Here is a 14,150-nt window from a genome sequence, read left to right on the forward strand (position 1 = left end):
GGTAACACATAAGGTTGGTAGGTTTATGTGCAATGCTTGGCTATGTTAAACCAAGCCTCCCCGTTAGTTTTACAATTAAGGATATTAAATTCACTAATCGTTATTTTTAACTATATTCTTAATCCCAATATACGTTGCATAAAAATAGCCACCATATATTATTGCAAGGAATAAAGCACAGACTATTATACTTTGGTATTGAAAACCAAAATATTGGTCAACTACGCTTATACCAACGATTGAATGAAGAATTGCTAGACCTAAAGGGGCCATAAAATAGATTAAGGTTTGGCTCAATATGGCTTTGTTGATTAATTTTTCAGTGACACCAATTTTCTTTAGAGACTTATATCGTTCCAAGCTATCGCTTGCTTCAGATAACTGTTGCAATGCTAAAACTGCCGCGCTCGTGATGATAAATATAATTCCTAAAAATAGACCCAGAAATACAAATAATGCTGTTGCACCGTTATTTCTCTCTAGCATTTGGTTCCAGGTACGCCCATACGGTGAAGCCGAAGAGACATCTATATATTGATTTTCTTTAAATTCATTAAATAGGTTTACAAACTTCTCTTCAGATTCATCGTGATATTTATCTTCATATGATACATTAAGGCCTGTCACCTCTAGTTGTAAACTTCCATTGAAGTTATCAGGAAGGATAAGATAAAATAACTGATTGGGAACAGCAATATTTACAGTTTCCTTAATAGGAGCTTCGTTTTTGATAGTATACTCATTACCCTCAATATGGATAATGTCTTCTCTTCCTATATCGTTAGAAAAAACATCATCTTTCCCCTCGGAGTTTGTTACAACTAAAACCTCATTTCCCTTTAAATTAATAGCGTCTCGTTCCCTAAGTTTTCTTATTGCATTATAATCCGAAATTTTCATAGCAGATATTGGTTGCACATTATAATAAAAACCTTCCTCTAATAAAGCAATTTTCTCCTGCTCAGTAAAATAGTTCGACAATAAGTTCTCAGACGTAATATCTAGTGAATATTCACGATAAAAGGCATGCTGTTCATAAGGTTCGAATGTAAAGTTTATTGTATTTAAAAATTCTTCGATATCATTGTCCTTAGGATTTTCATCTTCGGAGTTAGCATAGATTACTGCTGAAGCATCAAAAGTTTTAGTATCTTTCACGATACTTCCTTTTAAATCAAACGCTGTAAATAACATTGAAATTGTTAAAAAAAGCATAAGACAGATAACAGTCATAGACAAGAAGTTCGTATTAATCTTATTATTGATTTGTCTTAATACAAATATATTTATATCTTTTAAATAAATTTTTTTATTCTTTTGCACCATCTGGATAAAGAAACTAGAGAGACTGAAAAAGAAAAACAGTGTTCCAATTACGCCTAGGATGACAGTAATTGCCAACTCATTAACTTCACCATTAATGCCGCTCTTCATAATCCTACTATAAGCAGTTACTAATAACCCCACTGATAACAGGAATAGAAGGATTGATACAAAAGAATTCTTTAACTTTACTTCTTCATTTTTCTTTGCTGCATTTAGCATATCAATCAATTTGTATTTTGAAATCGTAATTTGATTAAAGCCCATCACCAAAAGATAAATGATGCCAAAGTATATGACCGTTTTAATCATGGCACTCAATGAAATAATGAACTTAAATTTTTCCACATCAAACCCTAGGATGTTGGCCGTAATTACTGACATTCCTTGTGAAACGATTATCCCGAGCCCAAGTCCAACCATAAGGGACAGTGCACCGATAAAAAGGGTTTCAAAAAGCAATATTATTGAGATAGTACTTTTTGGCATTCCTAATGTCATGTATATACCTAATTCTTTTTTTCGCTTTTTTATTAAAAAATTATTGGCATAAATGATGAGCCCACCAAGAACAAACGATACAAATACACTTGTTCCAGCCATAAGCATATTTAATGATAAAATATAGTTGGGATCTTTATTCATTTCTAAAATAGAATTTTGTGCTTCAATTGAATTGAAGCTGTAAAAGATACATACGCCTAGGGTTAGCGTAAGAAAATATATGGAGTAATCCTTAAAGCTTCTTTTCACATTGTTGATTGCTATTTTAAAGAACATGGCCAACATCGCCTCCAAGTAAAGTAACAACTTCAATTATTTTATTGAAGAATTCCTTTCTTGTATCATTTCCACGTATTAGTTCTGTAAAAATCCGACCATCTTTTATAAATAAGATTCTATTGGCATAACTCGCTGTAAAGGAGTCATGGGTAACCATAAGGATCGTTGAATGAAACTCTTTATTCAGCTTTTCAAAGGATTCCAAAAGTAATCTTGAGGATTTTGAATCTAAGGCGCCCGTAGGTTCATCCGCTAAAATAAGAGAGGGCTCCGTAACTAAGGCTCTGGCACATGCTACCCTTTGTTTTTGCCCCCCTGACAATTGAAACGGATACTGCCTAAGTACCTCGGTAATTCCAAGTTTTTCCGCCACATCTTTAATCAGATTATCTATTTCAGTTATTTCCCTCTTTTGTATCGTTAGAGCTAAAGCAATATTTTCATAAGCAGTCAGTGTATCAAGAAGGTTAAAATCTTGGAATATAAAGCCCAATTCATCACGTCTAAATGCTTCTAGAGCTTTTTTCTTAAGAGTCGTAATATCTTTGTTATTTATAATAATCTTGCCGGTTGTAACGTTATCAATCGTTGAAATACAATTCAAGATAGTAGTCTTACCACTACCTGAAGGACCCATTATGCCTACAAATTCTCCCACACTTACCTCAAAGCTTATATTATCAATCGCTTTTGTAATATTGCCCTTATTTCCATAATATTTTTCAATTTTATCGACGTTTAATATAGTTTGCATTGTCTGCTGCCTCCACTTTCTACTTTATTACATCAAATTCGGTCCTTGTTTGCATAAAGTCGGAACCTTCTACATAAATAGTGACACCGTAACGTCCTTCTACAAGACCTTTTGAGGCTGGTAGCTTAGCAGTGAAATAGCCCTCTTTGTTAAGAACAACGTTTTTCTCAACATGAATTCTGTTCTCTCTCTTAATTTCTCCTTTATACCATACGACCTCTGCTTTTTTAACCCAGAATTTGTTCCCCTTTGCAGTAAAATAAACCGTATCCTCTGGTGCAAACATAGTCATTCCTACAGGCATCCCCTTGTCACTTAGATTTTTTGACACAACACCATTTACGATTTTTCGTTCAGTAAAATATCCATACAGATTGGTAGTGCCTACTGACAAAATAATGATTCCCAGCAACAATAGCACCACCTTTTTCCAATTAAACCATTTAATTACATTACTAACCAATGTAACTACTTTTCCCGACCTTAACGATTTCATCTTAATTCCCCCAATGTATTATTTGTTATCATTTCATCAGCGGGAACCTTCTACTTTTTCACATCAAACTTGGCTTTTGTTTCCATAATATCTGCTCCATCTACAAAAATAGTAACACCGTAATGACCTTCTTCAAGACCTTCTGGAACAGATAGATTGGCAGAGAAATATCCAGCTTTATTTACCTTCACTTTTTCCTCAACATAAATTCTATTAGCCGTGGCGATTTCATCTTTGTACCAAACGACCTGTGCTTTTTTAATCCAGAATCTGTTTTGCTTAGCAGAAAAATAAACCGTATCTTCTGGTGAAAACGTAGTCGTTTTATCTACAGGATTTCCTTTATCATCTATATTTTTTGACACAACACCAGCCACCATTTTTGGTTCAGTAACGTATTCATAAACAAAGTAAACGCCTACTAATAAAACAATGACCCCAACTACCATTAATATTTTTTTCAGATTTAGTTGCTCCACTTTAATTCCTCCCACTGTATTATTTGTACTCATTTTATCAGTGGATGAGATGCTGACATATTGGTTTATATTTTATTAAAGTTACATTTTTGCAAGGATTAAAATAAAAATAACGGGTTTACAGCTAATACAGACACTAGCCATAAATCCGTCATTTTTAATATGAATTAGTTCATTAAGTTAACACTGCCTAAGGGGAAAATAATCCTAACCTTCGTTCCTTCTCCAACTTTAGAGGTTAACGTAAGCCCTAGACCAAGCTGCTCTGCAAGTTTTTTGCACAAGTAAAGCCCGATGCCAGTGGACCCACCAAACTTTCGTCCATTTTCCCCAGTAAATCCCTTTTCAAAAACTCTATTTATATCCTTATCGATAATACCGATGCCATTATCCTCTATGGTAAGCACGATATTATTTTCATTTCTAATCGTATGAATCGTTACCTTCCCATCACGTTCCCTAGTGTATTTAATCACATTTCCAATCAGTTGATTCACTATAAATTCCAACCATTTCGCATCACTATACGCTATTCCTTTTACTGCTTCCATATCGACTGTAATCCCTTTGCTAATAAAGTCTCTCGAATTCCGCTTAATAACACGTCTTACAAGATCCGCTAAAGAGACCTCTTTAATAAGATAATCCTTACTGACATGATTACTTCTTGAATAATAAAGAACCTGTTCTATATATGCTTCAATTTTTGTCATTTCATCTTGAATATTTCGCGTAATGGCGTTTGGATTATTTTCGATTATTAACCTTGTTGATGCAATCGGCGTCTTGATTTCATGCACCCATGTTTCGATATATTCCCTGTACTCATTTTCTCTATCTCTATAGCTTTTTACATGCTCATGCATGTCTTTATTTGTTTGTTGCAATATATCATATAAAAGTTTGCCTGCTATATTTTCGGGTTCTTTCATAATTTCAGACAACAGATACTTTTGATCTAAACTGTCCATTATACTAATTAACTCGTTATAAAATATTTTCTGTTTAAAAAACTCAAGCATGATATACGTTAGGACGGGGAAAAACCAAATACAGAAAATCAGGAGAATGATGTTGCCAGTCATATTCGTTATTAACATAATGCCGCAAGTGATGATGAATAATATAAAATTGGTGAGCAGGAATAACGTTCTATCCTTTAAATACTCTTTTATCGTCATGGAAGTATATATCCTAATCCACGTCTAGTTTCTACATTATCCTTCATCCCTAATCCTTCAAGTTTCTTTCTAAGCCTTGTGACATTAACAGATAAGTTATTATCATCTACAAAAACATCAGCGTTCCACATAAAGTCCATTAAATCATCTCTTGAAACGATTTTCCCTTTATTTTTAATCAGGCAAGAAAGTATTTTTATTTCGTTTTTCGTTAATTCTGCTTTCTGGTCGTTATACGTAACCGAGCCATTTAGTAAATTTAATTTTAGGTTATTATACGCAATCGTATCTTGATTAGTAATTCCATGAACTCTTCTCAATATATTTTCAATTCTCGCTAAAAGAATTTGAGTATTATATGGTTTTGTTATAAAATCATCTGCCCCTAAATTCATACTCATCAGTTCATCCATCTCGTTATCCCTACTCGTCACTACGATGATCGGTACAGCTGATTTTTTTCTTATTTCTCTGCAAATATAATAGCCATCCGTTACAGGTAGATTGATATCTAAAAGGATTAGATTCGGTTCTTCCTTCAATGTATCATGAAGAATATTTTCGAAGTTCGTTAAAGCCACTACTTCATAGCCGTATCTAATCAAGAAGATTTTAAGTTCCTCTCTTATCTTTTCCGTGTCTTCTATAATAATTATTTTTGACATAGGTTCACTTCCTTTGTACATTTTGTAGATTCCTAATTGGTCTTTCATTGAATAAGAAAATACTCATTTTTCCAAGGAAAAACATCAGTTCTACCCTAGACATATGCTCAGTCAAAAAACACAATTCCAATATTAGGATTATTCTAAACTTATATCGTGCTTAACAAACATATGTACAGCTATCACTCGTACCTCCCTCTCCTACTACTATGTGTAATACTTCAAGCAATTAAGAAACAATCCCTCTATAAAATAATATAAAGAGCATGAGAAACATATACATCTGAAACTGTAAGTAAAGATCATCAATATTGGAAATAACTATTGAACTAACCTGTGCCGTTTGTTTAACATTTTTAATATTTTTTTAACAACAAGAAAAGACGAATTCCAAAATTGGAATCCGTTCTTTGTAAATTATTAAACTAAACCAATCAAGCCATTGCTCTACATGTGCGGGCAGTTACCACATATTAATCTTCTTTTTAAAATCTTCAATTGTATCATCAGGTAAGATGCGTTTTCTTGGTATTTTATAAAGATCCATACCTGGTCTTACGTCGTTTCCTTCGGTAGTGAAGGCCATTATGATGTTGAATTGTTTGAGGGCTTTAATTGTTTCATCGTCGTATTCACCATAAGGATAGGAAAATATAGGATTCTTTTTATTCAGATTCACTAAACTGATGCCAATATCCTTTTGAATCTCTTTTTGTGTTTCGCTCACTAAATATGCTTCGCCGTTTTCGTTTCTTTGATGAAAGTTATAGGTATGACTTTGAAAGTCAAAAACATCGCAGCCTTTTTGTAAATCGTGAACAGTGACGATAGTTTTACTGTTCTTTTTTGTAACCTGACCCGTATCGATAAAGTTAATCGCAGTAAATTTATATTTTTTTAGAATTGGATAGGCTGTATCAAGATTATCTTTAAGTCCATCATCAAAAGTGATTAAAATGCTCTTTTGGGGGACTTTAATTTTATTTTGCATAAATAGATAAAATTCTTCTGCCGTTAGCGAAGTGTAATTATGGGTTGCTAAAAATGCCATTTGTTTTTCAAATTCTGCTGTTACTACAATAGTAGATTGTAAGGATTCATCATTTGTAAAATGGGTTTCGTTTAATTGTTCTTCATCAATAATTCTATTGTAAACCAAAACCGTAAGGCGGTTTGCTTCTTCTCCGCTCTTTACGTTGTGGTCCGTAACGTCGTCAGTCCATTTTTGGCAGGAATCAATTGCTAGGCTTTTGTCCTTTGGATATAAAGTTTGCTTTGATGTGATGGCCCCTATTAAGGTATCAGAAAAGATGTAAAGGATGAGTGAAAACATTCCTAAGAAAATGGCAGTAAAGGCAACATTAAATAAGGCGTTTTTCAAGGTATCCTCCCATTTAAGTAATTTTCTTTATATGAACGGATATGCCATCTACATAGGATTGATTGTTTATACCGATTCTTTCAACAGAATTCCATCCACCTTTATTTTTTGCATAAAGAATTGTTCCGAAGGTTACAAAAACAAGGCCGAGTAGTCGGTAAGTCAAAATTTCAAGAGGTATAAATAAAGTTAGTTTCAAGTAATCTTTTGGAGAGTACTTATGTCCAAATCTGCGACTAATGATCACGGTTGTAATGCTGCGATAAAGGGCTAGGAGAAAAGTGATAGAAAGGAAGAAGAGTGTTATACCATAATTTTGATTTATGATAATAACAAGAGGGACAAACATAGTAGGGAAAGCGTTTAGCGTTCCTAAAATAAGTGAGTCAACAAGCATATAAATCGAAACAGGGATGCCTAAATTGACGAAAAAGGATTTTTTGAAGTTAAGTAGACAATCAATAAAACCCTTTTGCCATCGAATTCTTTGGCTTAGCAGGTCTTTGAAAGTGGAAGGGCATTCTGTATAACAAATGGCATTTGGAACAAAGATTAACTTATACCGTTTATACTTTTTCTTAATAAGGGCGTGCATTCTAAGTGTGATATCTAAATCCTCACCGACTGTGTTTCTATAACCGTACGCTTCAAACAGGGCGTGTTTTCTAAAAGCACCAAAGGCTCCGGCAATCACAGTTATGGATCTTAGCTTCGCTTGAGTTGTTTTATGCAGATAAAAGTCGGTTAAATATTGAATAACTTGATAGCGGATTAACCCTGAAATATTAAACATAGGCTTTGGTTTTATATAACTACCGTTAAAACCTTGAGATATTTGAACCATACCGCCAGCTGCTAATACTTTTTCATCATCGAAGGCATTATTCATGGCATGTAAAGCATTTGGATCGAGTATACTATCGGCATCTAATGTGATGATAATGTCATTGGACGCATATTCGATTCCTACATTTAACGCATCAGCCTTTCCCCCATTCACCTTATCGATTAAGTATATGTTCGGGTAAGTGACAGATTGATAACAGCCTATTACACGTTCATGACTGATTTTCCCGGCAGGCATTTTTTTACTTGGTTGTGCATTTAAATAATTATAGAGTAATTGAAAGGTTTCATCTGTGGATCCATCACTAATAAAAATTGCTTCAAGATTTTTATAGCTCACGTTCATGATGCCTTGCAAACAATTTAAAATCGTTTTTTCCTCGTTAAAGGCCGGAATTAGAATTGTCATCCCTTTTTCAATCTGTGTTTTATTAACTGGCGATAAACCGTTAGTAGAAAACAGAGGAATGAAAATATATAGTAATTGGAAAAATAAAAAAATCGTTAATAAAACAATACTTACCAATAACATCACTTTACCTCGTCTTTCTGATATATTCTTACATAATCGATTTCAAATAATGTGGGAAATTGTGTCGTGTGATCCGGACTACCCGGCCAATCCCCGCCAATAGCGGTGTTAATATATAAATACATTTCTTCCTGTGGAATGTATTCAGTTGTTTCAAATCTTATTTCACCATCGATCAGCCATGTGAGTTTTGTGGGAGTCCACTCAATACCAAAAGTATGAAATGTATTACTATAATTTTCTCCCATATAGCTTTGTGACACGGTTTTTTTCTCATTATTTTCATCTAGCCCATGTAAGACCATCCAAATTTCATTGGGCTTCTGACCAAGCATTTCTAAAATATCGATTTCAGGCAGCCAAGTATTCTCTTTGTTTGTCATCATCCAAAATGCTGGGAACATACCTTGCCCACTAGGTAGCTTCGCCTTCATTTCAACTTTTCCATATAAAAAATTGAACGTGTTTTTTGTATGAACTGCACCAGATGTGAAATTTCGTCCGTGAGTGATTTCTTTTTTTGCAATTAATGTTAATAATCCATTTGCTACTTTCACATTATTTGTGGAGTAATATTGCAATTCGTTGTTTTGCCTCGCAACCAAATCCTCAACTGTCCATTTCTCTAAAGTAACTGCCACGTCCTCGAATTCATCTGCCCATATGAGCTTCCAACCATTTGGGAGCGTCTGTGTTGGGGCTATCTGTGTATGGGCTATCTCTGTATCTACTATAGTCTGGAGATTTGTATTTTGAATGATCTTATCAGCCTGCTCATGTTCCTGCGTTGTGTTAAGTCGGGCATACAAAATCCCCAACGAAATTAGAATGCAAATGATTATCCCAGTTGAAATCAAATGTACTATTTTTTTCATTTGTTCAACGTCACATCCATTTATTTTATTAATTGTGAATCCTTCGATACCGATTAACATAATATGAAATGCAGTCTTTAAAAAGAACGAACAAACTTCATAATATGTTATTTATCCAGCTAGAATTGGGCATTTTTACTATATTGGGGAAATTTATAAAAAAACAATGAAAAAACGAATTCCAAAATCGGAATTCGTTATTCGTATTTTGGTTTTGCTAATTTATTTGAATATAATATGAAACTAAAAATTAGGGAGCTGGTGTAGTGAGCGAAATCGATAAACGAAACAGATTAGGTGAAGAACCATTTGCTTATCAAATAATGAAAAATGGAACGGTAACAATCCATTACAGAGGTAAACAGATTAAAGTTATAAAGGATAAGGAGGCCGAGCGTCTTATAGCGAGGATTAAAGCAGTTGAAAATAATCTATTAGAAGTCCAGTTATTGTTAGCGAAAATTACGGGTAACTTTAAGCGTGGAAACGAGAAACTCGGCAAGAATAAGAGAAAATAAATTAATGTGTTAGATCCGCGTTGCACCGAGCAGTTTTATACACTAAATATTTACACATTAGGTACTATAAACTACTCATTGTAATAATAACCAAAATATCCTTTCATTATTTCGATAGTTTTATTATTTAATTGATATAATTAACTCAAACTAAAGTTCGAAAGGATATTTTTTATGAAATACTTGATTAAAATTACTACTGTATTGATGATTTTCCTTCTTCCAACCAGTATAGGAAATGTGCAGGCAAATGCAGCAGATAATACAATTCCAGCACTTGTCTCAATTGAGAGCGATAAAACCCTTGTAGCACCTGGTGAAAAGATAAAATTTTCTGTTGGAATAGAAGATGAATCTAATTTAGAATATGTTTATTTAAAAGTGAAACCAATGCATCGTTCGATTTTAGGAACAAGCGTCCAATTACAATATGATGCCGTAATAGAAAAATACGTCGGTGCATATACAGTGCCTACGACCGCTTTCAACGAACAATGGTATGTTTCTTTTGTAGGTGCGCGTGATGTGCACGGTAATTACATGCATTTAGAAGATGGTGATCGCGTAGTGAACAACTGGGTATCTCCAATTTCGTTCATTATTTTTGATGGCAATGATACTGTAGGGCCAACCTTTGAGCAAAAAGGTTCGTTAACATTAAACGTAACAGGACCTTTTGATTTCACAAAAAATCTATTTATTTACGATGATGTCGATACGGATGTTGAAAAATCAGTGAAAGTTACACACAATATCCCTAACAAAACAGTTGGCACATTCATTGTGAATTATGAAGCAGCAGATGCTACTGGAAACCGTTCTACGTTTAGCCAAGAAGTAAAGCTAAGCGATTTAGAGGCACCAGTTTTACACAATGTTGCGAATCGTACTATTTTTGTAGGCGATCATTTCGAAGTATTAGCAGGTATTCAAGCAACGGACAACTTAGATGGTGACTTATCGAAGGCCATCTCGTTTTCTGGAAATGTAAATACCTCAAAAACCGGCGACTATACAGTAACGTATAAAGTAACCGATAAAGCGGGCAATATGACGCGTCAAACTGTTAAAATTACAGTTATGGCAAAGCAAAGCGTTACGATTACAGGAACTGAGGATGAACTGTTACTACTAAACAACGCATTTGATCCACTAGCAGGTGTCAAAGTGATGGACAGTTCAAAACAAGCTGTAACGGCTAATCTTACAGTTCAAAGCTCTGTCAAAACCGACGTAGTAGGTCGTTATTCAGTGAAATATACGTTTGATAAAGAAGGTTATGAGCCCCTTACTGTATATCGTCAAATTACGGTAGCCCCGTACAATAGCCCTCGTATCGAAGGCTTAAAGGACATGTATCTATTTAAAGGTGAAGCTTTGACAATGCCTACAAACATAAAAGCTTATAATGTAATGGGACTGCAAATCAATGGGGTTCAAATGAAAACTGACCGACCAGTTGCGGCTACTGGCGATTATGCTGTGACGTTTTCAGTGATAGATCATTACGGCTATTCCTACGAGGAAACAAAAAAATTAACCGTCCTTGCGAAAGAAGCTTCGTTTATCGATGTACCGGTTGCCCATCCGTATTTTAAAGAAATTCAGCTTATGAAAGAAATGAAAATCATTAATGGCTACCCAGACAAAACATTTAAACCAGCATCTTCTATTTCGCGTCAGCATGTAGCGGCGCTCATTTATCGCAGCGGGATTTCATTAGAGCCTATTCGTGAAAAAATAACGTTTGCTGATGTACCCGAATCACATCCATATTACACAGAAATTATGGCACTGTATCAAGCAGGTATTATCGATGGATCAAATGGCAAGTTCAATCCAAATAATGCGCTGACACGTGCACAATTAGCGAAAATTTTAGTAAATGCCTTTAAACTAGAGCTTCAACCAGCGAATGTATTGCCTTTTGCAGATACTGACAATCATTGGGCAAAAGACTATATAAATAATTTATCGTCCAACGGTATTACAATCGGTTCACAAGGACGTTTTAATCCGAACGATCAAGTAAGCCGTATGCATTACGCTACTTTTATGTATCGTATTGTTCAATAAAAATGATAGAAAAGGGGGCGTCCGGGAAGTAATTTCGGGACGCCTCCTTTGCGACGAGGATGGTGAGAATTTATTCTGACCACCGCAGAAGCACCGCACTTAAGCGGTTAATTAATACTTGAACGAAGTACTGTCCGAAAAGTAAACACTTTTCGGACAGTCCCTTTATTTTTAGTGCAGTTCAGCTATATTCGGATGTCATATATCTCATACAGCTGATTCCATTTTTGTTTCTTTGACTTTTTGCGTACTAAGGAAAAAACTAAGAATGGCTGCAATGCTACAAACATATGGAAGGAAAGTATAACCCCATTTAGAAATAACAAAACCACCAAGCATTGATCCAAGCGTAATACCAATATACAAAGCAGTCATATTCCACGCCATCGCACTTCCTCGATCGTTCGGATACTCAACCACTAACCTTGCTGTATATGATGTAAATCCTGCATATCCAACTAAGGCCCATAAGAACAACAAGAAATAAATCCAAATACCTGATGTAAAGAATATGCCTAAGCAAACGAGTACGAGCGTTAAGAAAATGAGTGTAACTTTTGAAATTTTCTTTTCTCCAAATCTATCTGTTAATTGACCACCTGTAAGGCTTCCTATAACAGCACCAATACCATAAAAAATAATAGCTGTAGCGATTTCTGATGATGAGAATCTAATCTCAGAGTAAAGGGCCGCACCTAAGTAAACATATAGAGCATACATTGCAATTGCCCAACTAGCTGTAACGCTAACTGAACCAAATATTCTTAGTAAATTCCCCCCGAGTAGATTCCTAGTTGAATTGCTTTTCGGTTCATTTCTCCATGTTATAAAATTTACTACTGCCAATATCAATCCCATAATAGCCAGTGCTACAAATACTGAGCGCCAACCAAGAAAATGCTCTAACAATGTACCGAATGGTGCTCCCGCCCAAAGAGCTGTTAAGTGCCCTGATGCAAGAATCGAAAGCCATGTCCCTGTCCGATTAGGTGGTGCAATATCGCCAATAATTGCGTAAAGCAACGGAGCAATTGCAGCAACTGATAAACCAACTAAAATACGACTAATAATTAACCAAAAAAATGAAGGAGCAAAAGCAGTTAGTATATTAGAAATGACGAACAACACTAAACCAAATGTAATGTATGATCTCCGTCCATTTTTATCTGACAGCCATCCAAAGAAAGGAGCGAAAATAGCATATGTGATTGCAAAAACGGTAACCATCCATCCAGTCATTGCAGAACTCACTTGATACGCATCCGAAATAAACGGTAATAACGGAGAAACTACAAATAGGTCAATTCCTATTAAAAACAAAGTAATCCAACCAACACCTAAACTTACTCTCCCTCGCTCCCCCATTACATCCTCCAAATCCAATTATTATTACATGTATATTATTCATAGTTGTAAAAAAAGGACTTCTTGTTCAAGTAAACTGCTCTTTTCGTTCAATAAGAAAAAAGAGACGCATATTAAACAATTGCGCCCGATTGTTGTATAAGGGGTTGCATCAGATTTATGCATTTACAAGATTTAGTACAACAAAGTTCCCAAACATTTGGACGTTTTTTTAAAGTAGCAGATTACATTTGTTTTTCAGCCATTGCTAATTAAAGGATAGGTGCTTAGAGGGTGCTTTTTTCTTCAACTAACGCCCTAACATCAATAAAAAAGCATATAGATTCGCTCACTTTGCGCGTCTATATGCCTTTTATATTTTTATACTAACTCTAATCAAGCAACAACCGTTCACAATGTAGCGAGTGTTGAGCATGGACATTTTAAATAAAGAGATGTATTAGAATCACTCAGCTTAATCTTTAGAGGTTATTATAAATCTGTATCTGATCATTTAATAATAATTTTCTGATCGATTTCACTAATAAAAGAATTTAAAACATCAATTTGCTCTTCTAATTTTTTCTTGTGCTGAATTAATATAGCTTGCGTATTAATCTCTTCCTGTTCTAAACTCAGCGTTGAAATATTTTCTCTTATATTCTCAATTGACATGCCTAGATTTCGAAAACATTTAATTAATTTTAAAAGTTCAATGTCTTGTTCATCAAATATTCGATGCTCTTGTTCATTTCTTTTTATCGGTGGAATTAAATCTATTCTTTCATAGTATCGAATTGAACTTGCAGGAATTTCAATTAAGAGGCTCGCTTGTTGAATTGTATACACGAAGTGTCCTCCTTGACTTAAAGTATGGTTTAACCTTTAAGGTTGATA

The 14,150-nt window shown here is 34.6% G+C and carries 13 protein-coding genes; 2 read left to right on the forward strand and 11 right to left on the reverse strand.

The genetic code is table 11. The features are described 5' to 3' along the window. Window positions 1-93: 93 nt before the first annotated feature. From NSQ62_RS18450 to NSQ62_RS18490, 9 genes are all read right to left on the reverse strand, one after another. A complete protein-coding gene (locus tag NSQ62_RS18450) occupies window positions 94-2,103 on the reverse strand; it encodes an ABC transporter permease (protein WP_341321525.1) in 2,010 nt (669 codons plus the stop codon). Further along, window positions 2,093-2,860 carry an ABC transporter ATP-binding protein gene (locus NSQ62_RS18455; RefSeq protein WP_341321526.1) on the reverse strand — a complete coding sequence of 256 codons (768 nt, stop codon included), beginning with the start codon at window positions 2,858-2,860 and terminating at the stop codon, window positions 2,093-2,095. Before NSQ62_RS18455 ends, NSQ62_RS18450 begins: the two co-directional genes overlap by 11 nt. A 19-nt stretch (window positions 2,861-2,879) precedes the next feature. Further along, the gene (locus NSQ62_RS18460) at window positions 2,880-3,356 is read right to left on the reverse strand and encodes a hypothetical protein (protein ID WP_341321527.1); all 477 of its coding nucleotides are present in this window, start codon (window positions 3,354-3,356) and stop codon (window positions 2,880-2,882) included. 50 nt (window positions 3,357-3,406) lie between these two features. Further along, on the reverse strand, window positions 3,407-3,835 hold the full coding sequence (locus tag NSQ62_RS18465) for a hypothetical protein (protein WP_341321528.1): 429 nt from the start codon (window positions 3,833-3,835) through the stop codon (window positions 3,407-3,409). A 167-nt stretch (window positions 3,836-4,002) separates the two neighbouring features. After that, window positions 4,003-5,016: a sensor histidine kinase gene (locus tag NSQ62_RS18470; RefSeq protein WP_341321529.1), complete on the reverse strand. Its 1,014-nt coding sequence runs from the start codon at window positions 5,014-5,016 to the stop codon at window positions 4,003-4,005. Continuing rightward, window positions 5,013-5,681 carry a response regulator transcription factor gene (locus NSQ62_RS18475; protein WP_341321530.1) on the reverse strand — a complete coding sequence of 223 codons (669 nt, stop codon included), beginning with the start codon at window positions 5,679-5,681 and terminating at the stop codon, window positions 5,013-5,015. The genes NSQ62_RS18470 and NSQ62_RS18475 overlap by 4 nt, the downstream gene beginning before the upstream one ends. A gap of 463 nt (window positions 5,682-6,144) precedes the next feature. Further along, window positions 6,145-7,062, reverse strand: coding sequence for a polysaccharide deacetylase family protein (locus tag NSQ62_RS18480; protein ID WP_341321531.1), 918 nt, complete (start codon window positions 7,060-7,062; stop codon window positions 6,145-6,147). 13 nt (window positions 7,063-7,075) lie between these two features. After that, window positions 7,076-8,440, reverse strand: coding sequence for a glycosyltransferase family 2 protein (locus NSQ62_RS18485; RefSeq protein ID WP_341321532.1), 1,365 nt, complete (start codon window positions 8,438-8,440; stop codon window positions 7,076-7,078). Next, window positions 8,440-9,375 carry a glycoside hydrolase family 16 protein gene (locus tag NSQ62_RS18490; protein ID WP_341321533.1) on the reverse strand — a complete coding sequence of 312 codons (936 nt, stop codon included), beginning with the start codon at window positions 9,373-9,375 and terminating at the stop codon, window positions 8,440-8,442. Before NSQ62_RS18490 ends, NSQ62_RS18485 begins: the two co-directional genes overlap by 1 nt. 206 nt (window positions 9,376-9,581) lie before the next feature. On the opposite strand from NSQ62_RS18490, the gene NSQ62_RS18495 reads away from it, so the two are divergent. Then, a complete protein-coding gene (locus tag NSQ62_RS18495; protein ID WP_341321534.1) occupies window positions 9,582-9,833 on the forward strand; it encodes a hypothetical protein in 252 nt (83 codons plus the stop codon). A gap of 174 nt (window positions 9,834-10,007) precedes the next feature. Beyond that, window positions 10,008-11,909 carry an S-layer homology domain-containing protein gene (locus tag NSQ62_RS18500; RefSeq protein WP_341321535.1) on the forward strand — a complete coding sequence of 634 codons (1,902 nt, stop codon included), beginning with the start codon at window positions 10,008-10,010 and terminating at the stop codon, window positions 11,907-11,909. 207 nt (window positions 11,910-12,116) lie between these two features. On the opposite strand, the gene NSQ62_RS18505 is transcribed toward NSQ62_RS18500, so the two are convergent. Further along, a complete protein-coding gene (locus NSQ62_RS18505) occupies window positions 12,117-13,274 on the reverse strand; it encodes an MFS transporter (protein ID WP_341321536.1) in 1,158 nt (385 codons plus the stop codon). A 489-nt stretch (window positions 13,275-13,763) separates the two neighbouring features. Further along, a complete protein-coding gene (locus NSQ62_RS18510) occupies window positions 13,764-14,102 on the reverse strand; it encodes a MerR family transcriptional regulator (RefSeq protein ID WP_341321537.1) in 339 nt (112 codons plus the stop codon). Window positions 14,103-14,150 lie beyond the last annotated feature (48 nt).

Source organism: Solibacillus sp. FSL H8-0523 (genome assembly GCF_038051985.1).
In the GTDB taxonomy this organism is placed as follows: Bacteria; Bacillota; Bacilli; order Bacillales_A; family Planococcaceae; genus Solibacillus.

Coding starts and splice junctions, on each gene's coding strand:
- NSQ62_RS18450 (WP_341321525.1), bottom strand. CDS start 2,103: ATGTTCTTTAAAATAGCAATCAACAATGTGAAAAGAAGCTTTAAGGAT.
- NSQ62_RS18455 (WP_341321526.1), bottom strand. CDS start 2,860: ATGCAAACTATATTAAACGTCGATAAAATTGAAAAATATTATGGAAAT.
- NSQ62_RS18460 (WP_341321527.1), bottom strand. CDS start 3,356: ATGAAATCGTTAAGGTCGGGAAAAGTAGTTACATTGGTTAGTAATGTA.
- NSQ62_RS18470 (WP_341321529.1), bottom strand. CDS start 5,016: ATGACGATAAAAGAGTATTTAAAGGATAGAACGTTATTCCTGCTCACC.
- NSQ62_RS18475 (WP_341321530.1), bottom strand. CDS start 5,681: ATGTCAAAAATAATTATTATAGAAGACACGGAAAAGATAAGAGAGGAA.
- NSQ62_RS18485 (WP_341321532.1), bottom strand. CDS start 8,440: ATGTTATTGGTAAGTATTGTTTTATTAACGATTTTTTTATTTTTCCAA.
- NSQ62_RS18490 (WP_341321533.1), bottom strand. CDS start 9,375: ATGTTAATCGGTATCGAAGGATTCACAATTAATAAAATAAATGGATGT.
- NSQ62_RS18500 (WP_341321535.1), top strand. CDS start 10,008: ATGAAATACTTGATTAAAATTACTACTGTATTGATGATTTTCCTTCTT.
- NSQ62_RS18505 (WP_341321536.1), bottom strand. CDS start 13,274: ATGGGGGAGCGAGGGAGAGTAAGTTTAGGTGTTGGTTGGATTACTTTG.